The following is a 19,149-nucleotide window of genomic DNA, read 5'->3' as shown; positions in this document are numbered from 1 at the left end:
GGCTACATGTACAAGTAAGTTAGAAAAACATTAATGATACTAAAATGAAGGGAGTGAAAACTATGTCTGATCATAAACGTGATAACGAAAATTCAAAGGATCAAGCCAAAAATCATATTACCATCAATTTTACTTTTAACATTGGTAATACAGATATTCACTTTGAACAAAGGGCTGAGGGTGGAGGGCAAATCAATAAGGATGTTGGTACTAATGCCAACCAAGGCGGTCAAAATGCAATTAATGGCAGTACTAGAAACGTAAACTCTCAATTCGCCGATGGAAATGGTCGAAGCGGTATTGCTGGGAACGATAATGATGAAGCTGGGGGACAACAAGGAATAAAAGTAAGAGATAGTCTAGTTATTGACAGCGATATCCATTCTTCCTCTAACCACATTGAAAGTAATGAAGAGGAGATTGAATAAGTATATATGCTAAAAAATAAAAAGCTTCTATCTGAATGAATATTACATTCCAACAATGATAGAAGCTTTTTGTTTGAAAGAGCGTCAACCAGTGACTCTATTTCAGACATTTCGTTTATAATTTTTTGTACCATCATACGAGTATAGTACGGGTTTACCATCAACATTTGTTTCTAAATGAACAGGGCGCCCCCAGAGCTGATAAATATACGGCAGGACATTTTCTAAATAGTGTGGATCTAGCTCCATTCCCTCGTAGCCATGCACTAAATAAAGCTCCCCATTTCGAAGATAATCTCCATTTTTGACGACTATATAAGGGAATCCTCCATTTACACGCATAGAAACCAGCTGATCCCTTACCATCTCATGTTCCTTATCTGTAATACGATATTCATTACCCTTTTTTTGGAATAAATAGAGATCTTCTTGTTTCGCTAAATCCTTTGTTAAATAGTTGCGAATAAAGGATATGTCTGATTCTATCTCTCTTACCTCAAACATTTTTTCCCTACCTGAATTAGGTTGAACACCTAACTTTTTCATTTCTTCAGTTGGATGATTAAAACGATTTTCAATATCCTCAAATATTTTCACACCAAGATAATAAGGGTTTATAGACGTCTTTGAAGGCTGCACTACGCCCGCATTTAATTTTGCATATTCTATCGTTTCAGCTGTTGTTAGTTTAAGCTCCCGCATAATACGCTGATGCCAAAAGGAAGCCCAACCCTCATTCATAATTTTTGTTTCTAGCTGGGGCCAGAAATAAAGCATCTCTTCTCGCATCATCGTCAACACATCTCGCTGCCAATCCTCTAGCTCACGGCTATGCTCTTCTAAAAATAATAGTAGATCTTTTTCTGGCTTTGGTGGAAATTGCTTTATTCTTCGACGAATTGGACTCGATTGTTTTTCCTTATTATCTAAATTCCACAAATCATCATAAGGCGATTTTGTGGGGAGAATTTCCTCTTCAATTTCATTCTCTGTATCCCAGGATAGCTTTGGACGTAAAATGGATGGATCGATATGCTCCTGAATCGCTAAAACCGCATCCAAAAACTTTTCAACCTCATCCTTGCCAAAGTCTCTTTCATAGCCAGCAATCCGTTCAGCCGTGGCTGTCATGCTCTCCACCATATCTCTTCTAGTATTAGAGAAACGTACATTATTTTTAAAGAAATCACAATGCGCCAACACGTGGGCAATAATTAATTTATTTTGCGTTAAGGTATTTGTATCAAGCAAAAATGCATAGCATGGATTCGAATTAATTACTAGCTCATATATTTGACTTAGTCCTAAATCATATTGAAGCTTCATTTTGTGGAATTGTTTTCCAAAGCTCCAATGTGAAAATCGTGTAGGCATACCATATGCGCCGAAGGTATAGATTATATCTGCTGGACAAATTTCATAACGCATTGGAAAAAAATCTAAGCCAAAGCCTGAGGCAATTTCCGTAATTTCATCAATCGCTTGATGCAGCTCATTCATCTCCATTTTTTCTGCCCCCTCCTTTGAACATATATGCTTGAAACGTTTTTGTTTTATTCCTCATTTTTTTTGAAAAAACTCTTTAAAGCATCATACACATCGCTTTTCTTTTTCAAAATATGATACCTAAATTTTGGATCATCTATCTTTTTGTAGGTGTACATAAGTGTAGAAAAACGATTATGCTGATTCACTTCGCCATATCCAAACATACTCGAAACTTCCATTAACTCACCAACCAGTTTCAAGCACTTTTCATTATCCATTGAAATGTTCTCCCCATCTGAAAAATGCACTGGATAAATGTTATAGCGAGAAGGATTATACTTTTCTCGAATTAGCTCCAACGCTTTTATATAGGCTGACGAACATATAGTGCCTCCACTTTCTCCCTTCGTGAAAAATTCTTCCTCCGTTACCACTTTTGCCTCTGTATGATGGGCAATAAATTCAATTTCCACTGTTTCATACTTAGAACGTAAAAATTTTGTCATCCAGAAGAAGAAGCTTCTTGCACAATATTTTTCAAAGGAACCCATCGATCCACTTGTATCCATCATTGCAAGAACAACAGCCTTGGATTCAGGCTTCTCAACCTCATCCCATGTTTTAAAACGTAAATCCTCATTATGAATTGGCGTTATTTCTGGTTTTCCCTGCATCGCATTGCGCTTAATTGCATTTAGAATCGTGCGTTTTTTATCAACGTTCCCCATCAGACCTTTTTTCCGAATATCATTAAATTCAATTTTTTCAGTTTTAATATCTGCTTTTTCTTTCTGTTGTAGATTAGGCAGCTCTAGCTCATTAAATAAGACATTTTGGACTTCTTCAATGCTTACTTCGGCCTCATAATAGTCTTGACCTGGCTTATCACCAGCTTCCTTTCCTTTACCAGCAGCTTGATTGCCTCTGCCTGGCTCGCGAGCAACTACATCCCCCACATTACTGTCTCCTTGTCCTTGCCCAACATGCTTGGAATTATCATAGTTATATCGAATTTTATATTCATCCAGTGAACGAATAGGAATTTTAATAACATCACGGCCATTGGACATGACAATACTTTCCTCACTAACTAAATCAGGTAAATTATTCTTGATCGCATCTTTTACTTTTTCCATATGACGTTGCTGGTCCTGGTGCCCTTTACGATGGAGGGACCAATTTTCCTGAGAGATGACATAGCGTTTGTTTTCGTGTTCAGTCATTTTTATCCTCACCCATCTGCTCAAATTCGCTTTTTCTATACTATGCTAGAAATCCTCTTTCTTGAACTTTTTTCGAGAAATCAATTATGTTCGTTTTGTTCAGTATGAAGATAAAAGGAGTGGCCCTTAAAATGGGACACTCCTATTCACTCCTATCAAACTAGTTTATCGATTTAACAGACTGCCTACATATTGCAATAATTCATTTGCAGATGCCGTATTATAGCCATGCTCATCGACTAATCTTGCAACAACCTCATTAATTTTCTTAAGCTGTGATTCATCTGGCATTTTTGAAGACGTTGTAATCTTCACGACATCCTTTAAGTCTGCAAATAATTTCTTTTGAATCGCCTCTCGTAATCTCTCATGAGAATTATAGTCAAATCGTTTACCTTTTCTTGCATAGGCAGAAATTCGAATAAGAATCTCTTCACGAAATGCCTTTTTAGCATTTTCCGAAATGCCAATTTGCTCCTCAATTGAGCGCATTAATTTTTCATCAGGATTCATTTCTTCCCCAGTTAGAGGATCTAAAATTTTATTTTTATTACAAAACGCCTCTACATTATCGAGGTAGTTGTTCATCAATGTTTTTGCCGATTCCTCATACGAATAGACAAAGGCCTTTTGTACTTCATTTTTAGCAATTTCATCGTACTCACGACGAGCAACTGCGATGTAATTCATGTATTTTTCGCGATCCTCTTGAGAAATGGATGCATGTTGATCCAATCCATCTTTCAGTGCCCGTAAGACATCTAATGCATTAATAGATGGTATCTCTTTGCGAATAATAGCAGAAGAAATACGATTAATAATATAGCGTGGATCAATACCGTTCATGCCTTCATTTGGAAACTCTTTTTTAAGCTCCTCTAAGTCAACGGAATTAAATCCCTCCACATTTTCTCCGTCGTACAGGCGCATTTTTTTTATAAGATCCACACCTTGCTTTTTCGGTACTTCGAGTCTTGTGAGAACCGAAAAGATTGCTGCGGCCTTTAATGCATGTGGCGCAATATGCACATGAGACATATCACTTTCTTTTATCATCTTTTCATAAATATGTTCTTCCTGGCTAACTTTCAAGTTATACGGAATTGGCATAACAATGATACGTGAATGTAACGCCTCATTTTTTTTATTGGAAATAAATGAACGATATTCCGTTTCATTTGTATGGGCTACGATTAATTCATCAGCACTAATTAATGCAAATCGACCTGCTTTAAAATTCCCTTCTTGTGTTAAAGATAATAAATTCCATAAGAATTTTTCGTCAAGCTTTAACATTTCCTGGAACTCCATCATACCTCTATTTGCCTTATTTAGTTCTCCATCAAAACGATACGCTCGAGGGTCTGATTCTGAACCAAACTCTCCAATTGTGGAGAAATCAATACTACCTGTTAAATCTGCAATATCCTGTGATTTCGGATCTGATGGTGTAAATGTTCCAATGCCTACACGTTTATCTTCTGAAAAAGTTATACGTTCAATCATCACATTTTCAATACGTCCATCGTATTCCTTTTCCAGACGCATCGAATTTAAAGGTGATAAACTTCCTTCAATTCTTATGCCATACTCCTCAAAAAACTCATTTCGCAAATGATGGGGAATCAAATGTAGAGGATCTTCATGCATTGGACATCCCTTAATTGCGTAAACGGCTCCTTCATCTGTTCGCGAATATTGCTCAAGTCCGCGTTTTAACAGGGTCACGATTGTTGATTTTCCTCCACTTACAGGTCCCATTAATAACAAAATACGCTTCCTGACATCTAATCTTCGTGCTGCTGGATGGAAATATTCCTCCACCAGTCTTTCAATTGCTGTTTCAAGCCCAAAAATTTCTTGCCCAAAAAATTCGTACATCTTTTGCCCATCGCGTTCCTCTACACCAGCGCTTTTTATCATATTGTAGACGCGTGAATGGGCCGTTTGTGCAACTTCAGGTCTTTCCTTAATGATGCTCAAATAATCTGCAAATGTACCTTCCCACTTCAGCCGATTTTCTTCTTCGCGATAGCTTTTCACTTTATCTAAAATGTTGATAGCCTTCCCTCCATTCAGGGCTTGATTTATAACATAGTATGAAGTAAATGACATTATGATACCCAATACTTTTTCTTTGCCAAAGTTTCTTCTTATTGTTTCTATTATTTACTCCATACTAGGATGGAGTTAACGCTGAATAAATCAAGCTGATGCCAATCATTTTCCTCGAATTTTTATTTAAAAAAGGCTACATAGTATTAGTTTAATTTAGTAATGTACTACAGCAATCCACTTCTTTTCCCACAAAAAGTGCTGAATGAAGAAAAAAAATTCGGTTATTCTAACGGTAGAAAGGAGGTCCATTAGTGAATCGCCACTTTATTTTTCTTTTATCATGGATATTATTATGGAGTTATACAAGCCCCACCATTGCTTTGGCAAATGAAAAACCCTCAGAAGAAGAAATTTTACAGCAGCGCATGACCTACTATGTTCAATTTGATGAATTACTCATCCCATGGCATTTCTTAGCCGCCATTGACCAATATGAACGCAATCTGCAATCGGTTCGCAAGGATATACCCAAAAGAGATGGTTTTATCGCCATTCAATTTTCCGATGAATATTGGTCAGGTGCCTTAAATCCAATAAAAGAAGATACCTCTCCAGAAACGATAAGTTATTTTGGAGGAATGGGTTTAGATGGCAACGGTGATGGTGTTGCCAGTCCAACAGACGATGCAGATGTCATATTTTCAATGGCAAGTTTTTTAAGCAAATTTGGAACAACTGACGAGGATTTTAAATTAGCGTTATGGGATTATTATGGAAGTGAGGAAGCCGTTAATCAAATCTTCGCCATTTCCACTATGTATAGACATTTTAAAACAACTGAACTTGATGCTCATACCTTTCCAATCCCTACAAATTACAATTACAGTTATCGAGGAACATGGGGAGATAACAGAGGCTGGGGTGGACGACGCATCCATGAAGGAACTGATATATTCGCAAGCTACGGAACTCCTGTAGTATCTACTTCGTATGGTGTAGTGGAAATAAAAGGCTGGAACCAATTTGGCGGTTGGCGAATAGGCATCCGCGATAATCATAATTCATATCACTATTATGCCCATCTTGGTAGCTATCATAAGGATATTAAAGTAGGTGATATTGTCGAGCCTGGCACTGTTCTCGGTTATGTTGGAAGCTCTGGCTATGGCAAGGAAGGTACATCGGGAAAATTCCCACCTCATCTGCATTATGGTATCTATAAATTCAATGGACGTACAGAATGGGCATTTGATCCATATCCTTCATTATTACAATGGGAACGACTAGCCAAAAAGGCAAAGGTAAAACAGTAATTTGAGTAGCACTTGATGCATTTGCAGCAAGTGCTTTTTAGGTATAAATACTTAACAAACGGAAAATTTTTTCAAGAATATTTTGAAAACATATACATTTAACTATCAACAAGACTTTCCTTCATTTGTTATTGTACTAAAAAACTATTTTAAATTTTCCCATTAAAAGGACTTATTTATATATTGAATTAGTTATAAAATAATATTTGTACTATAATAATTTACATGTTAACACATCACTAAAATATGCTAGTATTTCAAAATTAAACAAGCAAAAGGATGGGAAAGATGAAAGGGATACTTCAGTTTAAAACACTTAAAGCAAGGATCTTAAGTGCATTTCTTCTATTGTTAGTTTTTGTTGTTTGCTTCACGACCTATACTTACACTTCTAATACTCAGATGGAAAAGCAAGCAAAAGGTTTAGTAAACGAAGATTTAATTGTTATGACAGCAAGTAAAAATTTAGCCATGTCTATGAGTGTTCGATTATCTTCGGCTTTAAGCTATGTTATATCAGGCGACGAAAAATACATAGAGACGTTTAATCAATATCGACAAATTGCTGAGGAAAGCAATAGTATTGTAGAGAAATTTGAAAATACACCAGAGCGTGAAAAATTAGTAGCAATGGCACGAGAATGGAGTAATCGTGTAAATACTCAAGTATTTGATGTCTATAAAAGAGGCGACAAGGAATTAGCATTACAAAATTTAACAGCTATTAATGATCTTGTAACGGAAGTTCGCATCGGTTATGAGGAATTAGCAAGTAACCGTTCAGAATCTATAACAAAGGTTGGGAATGAAGTTGTCACTACAAGCTCAAGCAATAAAACAATTGGAACGATAGCTAGTATTGTCTTGACGATTACTGGCATTGTTATTGCCATTATTACAGCAAGTAAAATTTCAAAGCCCATTACCATTGTTTCAGAGCGTATGAGTGAACTAGCTGACGGTAATCTTCGTCATGATCCACTTATTGTTGATCAACGAGATGAAATAGGTCAATTAATGCTTGCCGCAAATGAAATGAATCAAAAATTAAAGCAAACGATTAGCTCGATTCATACTGTTTCAGAAACTGTAGCAGCTAGTAGCGAGGAGCTTGCTCAATCTGCCAATGAGGTTCAAACGGGAACAGAGCAAATAACTGTAACAATGCAGGAGCTTGCCTCTGGTACTGAAACTCAGGCATCTACTGCAGGTGATTTAGCGGAAACCATGACATCCTTCCAACGCAGTATTCATGACACAACACAAGAAGGAATTGAATTGAAGGAGCATTCAGGTCATGTTCAAAGTTTAACATCGACAGGTAAAAAATTAATGATCCAATCAACACAACAAATGAATGCGATTAATGAAATTGTTTTAAATTCAGTAAGAAAAGTCGAAAGTTTAAACGACCAATCAGCAGAAATTTCCAAATTGGTTTCTGTTATTGATGATATCTCAAACCAAACAAACTTACTTGCTTTAAATGCTGCCATTGAAGCGGCTCGAGCAGGAGAGCATGGAAAGGGCTTCGCAGTGGTAGCCGACGAGGTGCGTAAGCTGGCTGAGCAAGTCCAATTCTCTGTGACAGATATTTCAACAATCGTTAGCCGCATTCAAGGGGAGACTGGCAATGTAACATCGGCACTCCAATCAGGCTATGAGGAAGTAAAAAAAGGATCAGCCCAATTAAATCAGACGAATGAAACCTTTGAACAGATATCAGGTGCGGTTGAGGATATGATTCTCAATATTAATGTCATTTCAGAAAATTTAAATAAGCTAGCCCAAAGCTCTGAGTCCATCAATACCTCTGTCGATGAAATGGCCTCGATTTCCCAAGAATCTGCAGCTGGTGTGGAGCAAACAACAGCAACCGTAGAAGAAACCGCAAGTACTATGGAGGAAATTTCAAGAAGCGCAAATCAGCTCGCTGGTATGTCTGAAGAGCTAAACAGTCAGCTACAACAATTTAAAATCTAAAACTTGGTACTTCTTGATAACTGTTATTTTTTAGACTGCTTGGCTGTTCTCGCCCTACCTACCCTTGCAGTTTGCGGGGCTACCCGAGCAGTTTGCGGGGCTACCCGAGCAATTTGCAGGGCTACCCGAGCAGTTTGCGGGGCTACCCGAGCAGTTTGCGGGGCTACCCGAGCAGTTTGCAGGGCTACCCGAGCAGTTTGCGGGGCTACCCGAGCAGTTTGCGGGGCCACCCGAGCAGTTTGCGAGGCTACCCGAGCAGTTTCTTGCCCTGCCCGAGCAATTTACGGGGCTACCCGAGCAATTTCTTGCCCTGTCTGAGCAGTTCGCGAGGCCACCTGAGCAGTTTCTTGTCTTACCTGAGCGGTTTGCGGGGCCACCTGAGCAGTTTCTTGTCTTACCTGAGCGGTTTGCGGGGCTACCCGAGCAGTTCGCCAGGCCACCTGAGCAGTTTCTTGTCTTACCCGAGCAGTTTGCGGGGCCACCTGAGCGATTTCTTGTTCTGCCTGAGCAATTCATGGGGTTGCCTGATCAGTTTCCCGCCCTACCCGACTTTTTATCAGAAAAAGCTATCTCGATCTATTTTAATTAATCGAGATAGCTTTTAAATTTTATTGCCAATGGCGAATTGGTACCCTTTCAAGTTCATAACGTTTGATAATCACACTTATCTTCTGATACCATTTCTCACATAGCTCTAAGGACTCAAGGTACTCGTCCTCCTCCCTAGAAATTGGCTCCTCCTGATTTAAAAAAACATATTCTAAAATAGGATCTGATAAATTATCAGCTACAATTTTCAAAGTTAAGTGAGAGACTGTATTATACTCAGGATCATCTTCATCTACTTCCTCTACTTCAATCTCCTGATCCTCTAATAAAGAGCCGCTTATTAAATGATTACTAGTTCTTGCAATAAATATTTCGTCTTCCACTATTGCCACTTCATATATTTTATTGAAGGGGATTACTTTTTTTATCAATTCTTCTTCTAAATCTTCCCTATTTGCGAGATAAAGTGTATTCGTCGGTTCGTCTAATAATAAAGCACTTAAGCAATCCTCTGCTAGGATGCACTGTGTATGGGGAATTGCCAACAGCTCCCGTTTACTTGCATCCCTCAAATCATTTAGCCTACTTAAATATCTATTACGCTCTTTCACGTAATGGACACTTCCGACAATAATTAGACCTAAGCCTATAAAAAAATACAGTCTATTAAATAGAATCGACTCAACTGCTTTAGCTAATAATAAATAGATAATCCCTAGAAAAAAGACAAAAAAGGTTTTCATCTATATCCCACCCTCAAAAAGATAATTGATAGAACATTACAATCATACATAGTAGAAATTCTATTCTACTAATAACCTTTTCATTCTTATATTTCATGGGTATTTTCATGATATCGGCAACAAAAAAACATGAGGTTATCAGCCCAAAGCCTTGCCACTGTTACCTAATTCTATTTTAAATCTATTCTGCATGGACGTGTATAAAGGGGCTTAACTTTAGTGGGATCCAATACACCATTGTTATAAACATAGATGTAAATTGATCTTGCTCACGATATGTTCATGCAACTACTTGAAAAGACATCTAATCCCAAAACATATGAACAACATACGTCCATTTTAGAAAAAGAAAAAAATATTTGTATTTTTAAAAAAACATGGTGTCTATGGACTTACGAAAACTAACGCTCCTCTAGAATCGTTCATTTGACATTTTAAAGATGAAACAGGTTTAAAATTATATTAAACAATAAATCAAAAGTGGACTTAAAAAAAGATGATGCCTGCACAATACAGACATCATCTCTCTCAGGTTTTTAAAAATCCCTTTACAAACAGGATTCTTTTTAATTAGATTGCTCCATTAACTCTTCCTTACTTCCTACATCATCTAAGCTCTTATCTTGTTCAATCCTATGCATTTCAAGCACATGCTGTGTAGGAGGTATCAGCAAGCTTACTACTACGATGGTAATGCCTGTAATCACAACACCTGAGAAGACAGGGGCCTGCCATAACTCGTTTAATAAGCCTAAGAAACCTTCAGATTGGATATTGAGGCTCGGTACATATGTCAATGATGTCACGATATAGTATACAAGTCCTACTGAAATACTAGCCCAAACTGCTGGCGTACTTACTCGTTTCCAGAAGGGGCCTAGCACAATTGGCCAGAAAATTGTTACGAATATAATATCCCATGCTAAATACGCTAAATCAATTACTTTTTGGAAGCTCACTGCAAGCACTAAGCCTAGTAAAGCACTTGCAAGAATAATAGCACGAGAAAATCTTAATAGCTTTTTAGGATCTGGATTACGGTTAATAAAGTCTAAATAAATGTTTTTTGTCACAATTCCTGAAGTGGCAACATAGCATGCAGCTACCGTTGACATTCCCATAGCAGCCATTGCTGTTAAAAAGATTGCCGCTAATAATGGAGGGAAATAGCCTTGCGCAAATGTAAGCATTAATGTTTCTGGATTTGAACTATTAGGATAAATGGTCTTGAATGCCTCTCCTAACATTCCAGGAATCCAACTGATTGCAATAATAATTGATCCAGCAATAATCATACTGAGCTGTGCTACTTTCGGGCTTTTGGCAGCAGCTACCCTTTGTCCTAAATCCACTGCCGGAATGTCGCCAAGTGCTAGCACAAGATAAAGCGTCCAAAACTCTGCTCCAGCCTTTTCGAATAATGTACTGATATTCCACCATTCAGGATTAAATGTAACATCTGGATAATAGAACAAAATGAAAATCGTAATTCCTAAGATTCCTGCTACTGCAAGAGCACCCTGTACAATCTCCGTATAGGCTACTGCCCATAGCCCACCAATCACTGAATAAAGAGCCGTTAGTGATACAAATAGTAATGCGGCAGGAACAAAATCAATTTGTAAAAGCTGCTGAATAATATATGTTCCACCCACAGTTAGCGCAGCTGCATTAAAGACACCAAAGGCTATTGCCATCACAACTCCTGTATATGCACCTAGCTTCTTACTACCATATCGTAATCCATAGTAATCTGCTAATGTCCATCCCTTCAATCTTCGTAGTGGCTTTGTCCAGATGAGTGCACCAAGAATCATACAAGTGCCTAAGCCACCCATTGTTGCTGAGCCTTCAAAACCTCCACTTGTATAGCCTGAACCTACAGCGGCAAAAAAGAAGGGTGCGGCTAATAGAGCGGCAACTAAGCTTCCTGTTACGACAGATAACGGCATGCTCCATCCAGCAACAATTAAATCCTCAGCAGTATGTACACGCTTATAGCCTTTATAGCCAATATAATAAATAAAAATTAAGTATAAGCTAAAGATGATTATATTTAACATAAGTATGGCTCCTTAGTTTTTCGCTTTATCCATTCATAACCACACCACCATTAGGCGTTAAAAGCTGGCCTGTATAGAAATTCGCATTTTCTGAGGCTAAAAATAGTACACTCTTTGCAATTTCCTCTGGTTGTGCTAATCGTTTTAAAGGATATTTAGCGGACTCTTCCTCTACGTAGTTGTCACCAAATTCCTTAAGGATATCTGTAAATGTTCCACTAGGAGCTACAGCATTGACTAGAATAGAAGGAGCTAATTCTCTGGCTAAAGCTTTTGTAAAGGCGTTAATTCCACCTTTAGCAGCCGAATAATGCGTAAACTCTTCACAGCCTAAACTACCAATATCAGAGGAGATATTAATAATTTTTCCACTGTTCTGTTCCTTCATTCTTTTTGCTGCTTCACGACAATTATAGAAGCAACCATATAAATGCACCTTAATCATTTTATCCCACTGCTCGTCAGTCAAATCTGTAATACTTGAAGCCTGAGCAAATCCGGCGTTATTGACAAGAATATCAATCGCTCCTAAATGTGTATCCATATATTGATACATGTTTTGCACTTGCTGAGAATTTGATACATCTGCATTGAATTTTAAAGCCTGCACGCCAAACTGTTCTGCTTGTGTACGAACTTCTTCTGCTTCCTTGTCATCCCCAATATAGTTGATTAAGAGATTGGCACCGTGCTCGGCAAAGCCTAATGCGATAGCTTTGCCGATGCCTTTACTTGAACCAGTAACAAGAACATTTTTTCCTTTAAAATTTATTTCCATAATGATCATTCTCCAATTTGAATTTTGAAACGAGTGCCTGCAATTCTTCTGCTGTTTTTCCTAATGAAGAAGATGCCTCTTTTACTTCCTGCATTGCTGTCAATTGATCTTGTGTTGCTGTTGAAACATTTGATGAGAATTCTGAAGACTGCTCTGCTGATTGCTTAATGTTATTTACTGATGCAGCGACTTCCTCAGATGAAGCAGATATTTGCTGAGACGCAGCAGATATTTCGCGAATTTGGCTTGCAACCTCTTCAGACGAAGTGAGAATTTCCTTAAAGATTTCTCCTACCTCATTGGTAAATTCCATACCAGCCTTTACATCCTCTTTACCCTTTTCCATAACCGTAATAGAAGCGTTTGAATCAGCTTGAATTGTACTAATTAAATTGTAAATTTCAGTAGCAGATTGTGATGATTGCTCTGCTAAACGTCTTACCTCATCAGCCACCACCGCGAAGCCCTTTCCATGCTCTCCAGCTCTAGCTGCCTCAATAGCGGCATTCAAGGCTAGTAAATTTGTTTGATCTGCGATGGCAGTAATTAGGCTTACAATATCGCTAATTTTTTTCGTATTGAAATGTAATCCATTGATGGTTGTGCCGATTTGTTCCACAGAGCCGTTAATTAGCTCCATCTGTGTAATTACTTGCTGAACAACTTGATCCCCACGTTCAGAAGCTTGAGAGGCAGCAATAGATGATTCAGCTGCTGTATTAGCAGAGTCGGCAATTTGCTGAATGCCTGTCGCTGTTTCTTCCATTGCAGCCGCTGTTTCTTCTGTCATTACCATAGAAGCCTCAGCATTTTGTGTAATTTGTCTCATATCCTGAGCAATATTTGTGGAACTGTTAAAGGTCTCACCTGCATGCACTGTAAGCTGATTAGCTGCTGAGGATACATTGTTTGATGTATTTCTTATATTTAATATGATGTGTTGCAAATTGGACACCATCTTATGAATAGATGCAGATAAATTCCCAATTTCATCCTTCGTAATTTCTAAATCAACATTCATCAATTCACCGTTTGCCACTTGATTGGCTACATTCACCACTTTCTTTAATGGCTTTAATAAACGATCAATAATTATGTAAACTAAAATTAATAAAATAACAATACCAATAACAGCAATCACAATCTGTTTAGTGACACTTTTTTTTATAATGGTATTAATGTAATCCGCAGAATAATCAATTCCCAATAATGCTATTAGTTGGCCGCTATCATCCTTAATAGGACTAAAAACTGTTCTCCATGAACCAAAAGGATCTTGGAAAATATCAGTTACCTGTGTACTGTTATTTTTAATAGCCAATTTAGCTGTTTCTACATGCTCATCTGCTAAATCCGTAAAAATTTCACCTGCTTCATACACATCATTTAAATTTGTCGTATAACCTATCGGGTTGACGCCACCCTCATCTTTGACATCCCATATGTAGCTCCAACTCATAATTCCTTGTTCCTCTTGAATTTTATCGAGTTGCTTTTGAATTTTTGTAAATTTAGAGTTGGTTTCACCTTTTTCAGTCAATAAAACTTTTATTTCATCACTATCAAGATTCATGGCTGTTAATAACCCAACACTTTTTAACTCTTGTTCTAAATCCACAGTCATTCGATTGTTTAATTCTCTAATACTTTGTGTAGTAATCACAGTTATTAGAAGTAAAACAATAACGCTAACTGTTAGTAAAAGTTTGTTTTTTAATGAAGCATTTTTTAAGAACTTCATTACTACTTCCCCCTTATCGAATTTTTTATAAAAAAATAACCTATTTCACAAAAAGAAATAGGCAACAAAGAATATAACTAGCATTATATGTACGTAACTAGCAATCTTTTGCAACCCAGCCATCATAGCATTTATTGCCTTAGACCCGTGGCTTTGCGTCTCTACTTTTCAGTAGATTTGCCTATCTTTTTCCTCCTCAAATTAACACAATGGGTAAAAGTAGTCAATGGAGCCAATTTAAAATACTCATATCTTAATACTAATTTACCATCAATTAACAATCAAAGAATGATTATAATGACACACAAACACATAAAAAGAGCAGCTACAAGTAGTTTAAAATTGTAGCTGCTCCTATGTTTTATATTCACTTACCCCTAAGTGTCTATTCCTATTAAAGTAAACTATACGTTGTGTGTCATAAGTAAGATTGTTGGTGTAAAAGATAAAACAAACATACATAAATACCATACTGATGTACGACGTAATGAAAAACGAACTTGTTTTTTCTCTGCATAAAAGATGTCTAATATAATTGCAACAATGAGTGGCGTACTAACACATGCAATAGCAACTAATAAGATGTCAAAATAAACCATAAAAGCACCCCTCTGTTCATAAACATTTATTTTTCCCGTTTGTGACAACTTTGTGTCATCTAAAGTGTACACAATTCCGTCACATTTTGTCAACTAGATTTTAATAAGAAAATTGTGATTTTCGCAGTTTATTTGTAACCTTATAGAGCTATTTATGTAAGATTACCTATTAAAACAGCAGCTACAAAACTGTAGCTGCTGTTGTTTTAATATATCCATTTATTCTCTATATTTATATGTTAGCCCTCTTAAAAAATTTCTCACGAATCGATCGCCACATTCCTTATAGTTGCGATGACTTGGATTTCTTAAAATGGCGCCCAATTCACCCTTTGAAACATTAACACCACCATCATATAAAATATTCAACATATCCTCACTTGTTAATGCTAAAGCAATTTTTACTTTCTTTAGTAACATATTATTTGGACTTTCTTTTCCTGAAATCGGTTGTGCTCCCTCAGCTTGTCCTGGTTTAGAAGGCTGTGATCCTCGCTTAAATGTGATGAGCCCATTTAAGAAAGCCTCAAGCATTTTATTATTACATTTGATGTATTCTTCTGGTGCTTCTTGCTCATCATTAACTTTAATAAGCATGTTCAGAACTTCATCTTTTGTAAAATCCATGCCACCTAGCTTAAAAATTTTAACCATATCTGTATTTTTGATATCTAATGCATATCTTAAACGAATTAAAATATCATTATTCGTCATTTAATAACCTCCATTTACTTAGAAAAAACTAATTTTAATTAAGTTTCACTTTATTATAGCAGAGACATTCACATTTTTAGCTCCTTTCCACAAAGTTACTTTACTATAGTAATAAGAATATGCATTTTCCTAAGTTAAATGTATGAAATGCTCACTCTCGACCATTCTAATCACAAGGAGGTGAGCAAAATGGCTAATCGTAGTTCCAATAAACTTCAGGTACCTGGTGTACAAGAAGCTGTTGATCAATTAAAGTATGAAATCGCACAAGAATTTAATGTACAGTTAGGGCCTGAAGCCTCTTCTCGCGCAAACGGCTCAGTCGGAGGAGAAATCACAAAGCGCCTCGTAGAAATGGCAGAAAAACGTTCAAAAGGTTTATTATAATAACAATTTTAAAAGAACGAATCCCTTTTGATAGGATTCGTTCTTTCGTGATGTAATTATTTAATCGATTGGTTGTAAAATCTCGCTAGAACCTTTCTGAAGTGTTAGCATCACTATAAAGGAAATACAGTATAAGATAGCTAAATAGATCATTACAATCGTCATATCATAGCTTTGAAGAATATAGCCAACAAAGATAGGTGAGAAACCACCTATTGCTCTACCGAAGTTAAAAATTGTATTTGTTGCTGTACTGCGAATTTGCACAGGATAGAAGCTACTAATTAAAGCTCCATACCCAGCAAACATTCCATTTGAGAAGAAGCCAACAATCGCACCTCCGATTAATATCGCTGCTGCACCAGTCGCAAAGGAATAAAGGAATTAGGCACAAGCAGAGGCAAGTAAAAAGATACCAAAAGCACGCTTTGCCCCAAATCTGTCCATAAACCGTCCAAATGTTAACATTCCAATAATCATACCAACTGCGGTACTAATTGTCCAAAGAGCAGAGCTTGACACAGAGAGCCCCTGAGATTTCTGTAGCATGGATGGCAGCCAAATCATTAAGCCATTGTAGCCAGCTATTTGAACAGTCGCCATTAAAATAAGAGAAAGCGTCGTTATTGTAATACGAGGCGAGGCAAATAATAGTGCCAATTTTCCTTTCTCTTGCTTTTGGTTTACATTGTTCTGTGTTGCAAGCCACTCTGGTGATTCCTCCAGATTTTTACGTACGATAAAGGCAAAAATTACTGGTAATAATCCAACAAAAAATAAAGCTCTCCAACCAAAAGTCGGTAAAATGATAGCACTCAATAAAGCTGCTAAAATAACCCCATATTGTGCCCCTACACTAACATAAGAAGAAGCTCTTCCTTGTTTATTCTTTGGCCAAGCCTCAGCCACAAGCGCCATTCCAATACCATATTCCCCGCCTGCGCCAAGACCAGCGATAAATCTATAGACATAAACTTGTTCAATACTTGTTGCTAATCCTGTTAAAGCTGTACCGATTGCAAACAATATCACGGTATACGTAAATACCTTTACCCGACCATATTTATCTGCTAGCACTCCGAAAATAATACCACCTAGCAGCATTCCAATATTCGTAATGGATGAAATCAGTCCACCTGTTGCAAGATCAATGTTAAATTCTGCAATAATCATAGTCATGGCAAAAGAAATAAACATAATGTCCATTCCTTCTAACGTTAACCCAGCCACCGATGCAACTACAGTTTTTTTACGATAATCCATTCTTTGTAACCTCCAGTATTCTAGTTGTCTATCTCTTTTAGTTATTCGAGTGAATGGATTATAAGTATCTTGTCCATTCTCTTTTGAAGCCTCACAGAACTTCCATTAAAAGAGGGATATAGAACAATAATAAAAGCCTTTCTGTCACAGAGGACAAAAAGGCATGCCAAAGCAAAGATATTCATTCGCTCAAAAAATATCACGGAGCCCTTTTCAGCCTCTCTGGACTGTATTAAAGGAATTTATAACGTTCATTTATACCGTTCTACATTCTATAAGATTACAAATGAAATAGCAATGGTTTAATAGTGGAAATTAGCTCGGCAATTCAATAAAATTTTGAGCAAATTGATAAATTAAATGAGCAGGTACAGCCAAGTTAAGATTCTGTCCATCATTAAAGCCTGCTGTAATTAACCCCACCAATCTCCCCTGCATATCCAATAAAGCACCACCAGAACTGCCATTTGATATGGCCGCTGTAAATTGAATCATGGACATACTACGAATATCCCGGAAACCGGAAACAATTCCATCAGAGACGGAATTAAATAATCCTAGAGGACTACCAATAGCAACGATTTTTTGTCCTCGAACTAATTGACCTTCAACTTTAACAGGTAAAGGTTTGCTATGTTTATCCACTTTCAGAATGGCCAAATCATGCATATCATGATATTTCACAAATTGATGTGTTATATATTCGTTCGTATCGTTTTCATATAGTACAGAATAATATTCCCCGCCACCCACAACATGTAGGTTTGTTAAAATATAACCATCTTGATGAAGAACAACACCAGAACCAAAGCACAGCACCTCGTGATCCGCTCCAAACGTTTTAATCATTACAACAGATGTGGCTAAAGAAGCTAATTGCTCATAGCTACATTCTTCTGTAGTTTTACTTCGAACTGGAACAATCATCGTTTGTTGAGGAGGTGCACTCTTCCTAGGCAGAGATTTAGGTATTACGACTTCCTTTTCGTAGAAAACGGGACACTTATATAAAGTAGATGACGTTGCTATAATTGGAGGCAAATTTGGAATATCTTCTTTAGGATTCATATAACAGATATCACAACCAAGTGTCGATAAAAAATATAAGAATAATAATTCATGCTGAGTGATGTTACCAATAAAAACAATTTTCTGCACCGTTTGGTTATCTTCAGAAAAAATTTGAGGCAAATAATAATCCATCCAGTATAAAAATTTTACTGCAAAATTTTTTAATAAAGTATCATTGGCGTTTGGTTGATTTTCTTTATACATTTGGATGACTTCTTTAAAGCTAAGTTTTTTTGTCCATTCAAGATGATCTTTCTTTAGTTTACTGCATAAAGATGTCTTATAAAGTAAAGGAGGGTTATCAACGACGGCTTGCCAATTTCTCCAAAGCTCCGCAAATCGATCTACATCTTTTTTATTGGTAATGACCTCAAGTTTATGTAATCGTAAATAAAGCATACTTTGCTTCTTAGTATAAAAATACTCATCCATTTTTAAAATGTCTTTCATATAAAGATCTACAGAATCGGGTATACCAATATATCGTAGAAAAACAACTTCCTTTGTAAGGGAGCTATTGTATTGGATATTTTGCATAAATTCCTGAAGAGGATTGTCTGGCTTTTTATATTTAATTTTTAAAGGTCTAGTTGTCACAATCATATCTATACAACTCCTATAAGCATGTAAATTTAGATTTGGCACTTATATACAATTCTCTTCTATTTCTCTAAATCCTTTTTTCAATTAAATGAAAAAGAACGAATCCCCCTATTTGGACTCGTTCTTGCTTAATTGAACATTGAGT

15 protein-coding genes, 1 pseudogene and 1 riboswitch are annotated in these 19,149 nt (G+C 36.8%); of the genes and pseudogenes, 5 read left to right on the top strand and 11 right to left on the bottom strand.

The window, feature by feature from the left end; translation table 11 throughout:
• The first annotated feature begins 62 nt into the window (after positions 1–62).
• A complete protein-coding gene (locus AC1RNS_RS09980) occupies positions 63–428 on the top strand; it encodes a hypothetical protein (protein WP_492992297.1) in 366 nt (121 codons plus the stop codon).
• Positions 429–530: 102 nt separating this feature from the next.
• On the opposite strand, the gene AC1RNS_RS09975 is transcribed toward AC1RNS_RS09980, so the two are convergent.
• The 3 genes from AC1RNS_RS09975 to AC1RNS_RS09965 form a co-directional block, all read right to left on the bottom strand.
• Positions 531–1,934 carry a SpoVR family protein gene (locus tag AC1RNS_RS09975; RefSeq protein WP_492992296.1) on the bottom strand — a complete coding sequence of 468 codons (1,404 nt, stop codon included), beginning with the start codon at positions 1,932–1,934 and terminating at the stop codon, positions 531–533.
• Positions 1,935–1,981: 47 nt separating this feature from the next.
• Positions 1,982–3,139, bottom strand: a complete 1,158-nt coding sequence (gene yhbH / locus AC1RNS_RS09970) for a sporulation protein YhbH (protein ID WP_492992294.1) — start codon at positions 3,137–3,139, stop codon at positions 1,982–1,984.
• Positions 3,140–3,304: 165 nt separating this feature from the next.
• Positions 3,305–5,200, bottom strand: coding sequence for a PrkA family serine protein kinase (locus AC1RNS_RS09965; protein WP_492992409.1), 1,896 nt, complete (start codon positions 5,198–5,200; stop codon positions 3,305–3,307).
• A gap of 308 nt (positions 5,201–5,508) precedes the next feature.
• On the opposite strand from AC1RNS_RS09965, the gene AC1RNS_RS09960 reads away from it, so the two are divergent.
• The 3 genes from AC1RNS_RS09960 (at position 5,509) to AC1RNS_RS09950 (ending at position 9,082) form a co-directional block, all read left to right on the top strand.
• A complete protein-coding gene (locus AC1RNS_RS09960; protein ID WP_492992293.1) occupies positions 5,509–6,510 on the top strand; it encodes a M23 family metallopeptidase in 1,002 nt (333 codons plus the stop codon).
• A gap of 288 nt (positions 6,511–6,798) precedes the next feature.
• A complete protein-coding gene (locus AC1RNS_RS09955) occupies positions 6,799–8,493 on the top strand; it encodes a methyl-accepting chemotaxis protein (RefSeq protein WP_492992292.1) in 1,695 nt (564 codons plus the stop codon).
• A 64-nt stretch (positions 8,494–8,557) separates the two neighbouring features.
• Positions 8,558–9,082 (top strand): ribosomal eL19 family protein, encoded by a 525-nt coding sequence (locus AC1RNS_RS09950; protein ID WP_492992291.1) that lies wholly within the window; start codon positions 8,558–8,560, stop codon positions 9,080–9,082.
• Positions 9,083–9,101: 19 nt separating this feature from the next.
• On the opposite strand, the gene AC1RNS_RS09945 is transcribed toward AC1RNS_RS09950, so the two are convergent.
• From AC1RNS_RS09945 to AC1RNS_RS09920, 6 genes are all read right to left on the bottom strand, one after another.
• On the bottom strand, positions 9,102–9,785 hold the full coding sequence (locus AC1RNS_RS09945) for a hypothetical protein (RefSeq protein WP_492992290.1): 684 nt from the start codon (positions 9,783–9,785) through the stop codon (positions 9,102–9,104).
• A 566-nt stretch (positions 9,786–10,351) separates the two neighbouring features.
• Positions 10,352–11,848, bottom strand: a complete 1,497-nt coding sequence (locus AC1RNS_RS09940; protein WP_492992289.1) for a sodium:solute symporter family protein — start codon at positions 11,846–11,848, stop codon at positions 10,352–10,354.
• Between the two features lie 25 nt (positions 11,849–11,873).
• On the bottom strand, positions 11,874–12,626 hold the full coding sequence (locus tag AC1RNS_RS09935; protein ID WP_492992288.1) for an SDR family NAD(P)-dependent oxidoreductase: 753 nt from the start codon (positions 12,624–12,626) through the stop codon (positions 11,874–11,876).
• On the bottom strand, positions 12,610–14,367 hold the full coding sequence (locus AC1RNS_RS09930) for a methyl-accepting chemotaxis protein (RefSeq protein ID WP_492992286.1): 1,758 nt from the start codon (positions 14,365–14,367) through the stop codon (positions 12,610–12,612). The genes AC1RNS_RS09935 and AC1RNS_RS09930 overlap by 17 nt, the downstream gene beginning before the upstream one ends.
• Positions 14,368–14,473: 106 nt before the next feature.
• Positions 14,474–14,559, bottom strand: a riboswitch (cyclic di-GMP riboswitch).
• A 212-nt stretch (positions 14,560–14,771) separates the two neighbouring features.
• The gene (locus AC1RNS_RS09925) at positions 14,772–14,966 is read right to left on the bottom strand and encodes a hypothetical protein (RefSeq protein WP_492992285.1); all 195 of its coding nucleotides are present in this window, start codon (positions 14,964–14,966) and stop codon (positions 14,772–14,774) included.
• A 219-nt stretch (positions 14,967–15,185) separates the two neighbouring features.
• Complete coding sequence (locus AC1RNS_RS09920; RefSeq protein WP_492992284.1) at positions 15,186–15,680, bottom strand: YehS family protein; 495 nt, start codon at positions 15,678–15,680, stop codon at positions 15,186–15,188.
• Between the two features lie 189 nt (positions 15,681–15,869).
• Here AC1RNS_RS09920 and AC1RNS_RS09915 point away from each other — a divergent pair, with 189 nt between their 5' ends.
• Positions 15,870–16,067, top strand: coding sequence for an alpha/beta-type small acid-soluble spore protein (locus tag AC1RNS_RS09915; RefSeq protein ID WP_285399819.1), 198 nt, complete (start codon positions 15,870–15,872; stop codon positions 16,065–16,067).
• Positions 16,068–16,127: 60 nt separating this feature from the next.
• On the opposite strand, the pseudogene AC1RNS_RS09910 reads toward AC1RNS_RS09915, so the two are convergent.
• Both AC1RNS_RS09910 and AC1RNS_RS09905 read right to left on the bottom strand, forming a co-directional pair.
• Positions 16,128–17,330: pseudogene (locus AC1RNS_RS09910) on the bottom strand (MFS transporter).
• A 315-nt stretch (positions 17,331–17,645) separates the two neighbouring features.
• The gene (locus AC1RNS_RS09905; protein ID WP_492992283.1) at positions 17,646–19,004 is read right to left on the bottom strand and encodes a S1C family serine protease; all 1,359 of its coding nucleotides are present in this window, start codon (positions 19,002–19,004) and stop codon (positions 17,646–17,648) included.
• Between the last annotated feature and the right edge of the window lie 145 nt (positions 19,005–19,149).

This window comes from Lysinibacillus sp. GW821-FHT14F06 (genome assembly GCF_058803665.1).
This window is presented reverse-complemented; position numbering and strand designations above follow the sequence as displayed.

What these genes read in the sequence shown, in the direction of transcription:
- AC1RNS_RS09980 (WP_492992297.1), top strand. Translation starts at nt 63, where the DNA reads ATGTCTGATCATAAACGTGATAACGAAAATTCAAAGGATCAAGCCAAA.
- AC1RNS_RS09975 (WP_492992296.1), bottom strand. Translation starts at nt 1,934, where the DNA reads ATGGAGATGAATGAGCTGCATCAAGCGATTGATGAAATTACGGAAATT.
- yhbH (WP_492992294.1), bottom strand. Translation starts at nt 3,139, where the DNA reads ATGACTGAACACGAAAACAAACGCTATGTCATCTCTCAGGAAAATTGG.
- AC1RNS_RS09955 (WP_492992292.1), top strand. Translation starts at nt 6,799, where the DNA reads ATGAAAGGGATACTTCAGTTTAAAACACTTAAAGCAAGGATCTTAAGT.
- AC1RNS_RS09945 (WP_492992290.1), bottom strand. Translation starts at nt 9,785, where the DNA reads ATGAAAACCTTTTTTGTCTTTTTTCTAGGGATTATCTATTTATTATTA.
- AC1RNS_RS09940 (WP_492992289.1), bottom strand. Translation starts at nt 11,848, where the DNA reads ATGTTAAATATAATCATCTTTAGCTTATACTTAATTTTTATTTATTAT.
- AC1RNS_RS09935 (WP_492992288.1), bottom strand. Translation starts at nt 12,626, where the DNA reads ATGGAAATAAATTTTAAAGGAAAAAATGTTCTTGTTACTGGTTCAAGT.
- AC1RNS_RS09930 (WP_492992286.1), bottom strand. Translation starts at nt 14,367, where the DNA reads ATGAAGTTCTTAAAAAATGCTTCATTAAAAAACAAACTTTTACTAACA.
- AC1RNS_RS09925 (WP_492992285.1), bottom strand. Translation starts at nt 14,966, where the DNA reads ATGGTTTATTTTGACATCTTATTAGTTGCTATTGCATGTGTTAGTACG.
- AC1RNS_RS09920 (WP_492992284.1), bottom strand. Translation starts at nt 15,680, where the DNA reads ATGACGAATAATGATATTTTAATTCGTTTAAGATATGCATTAGATATC.
- AC1RNS_RS09915 (WP_285399819.1), top strand. Translation starts at nt 15,870, where the DNA reads ATGGCTAATCGTAGTTCCAATAAACTTCAGGTACCTGGTGTACAAGAA.
- AC1RNS_RS09905 (WP_492992283.1), bottom strand. Translation starts at nt 19,004, where the DNA reads ATGATTGTGACAACTAGACCTTTAAAAATTAAATATAAAAAGCCAGAC.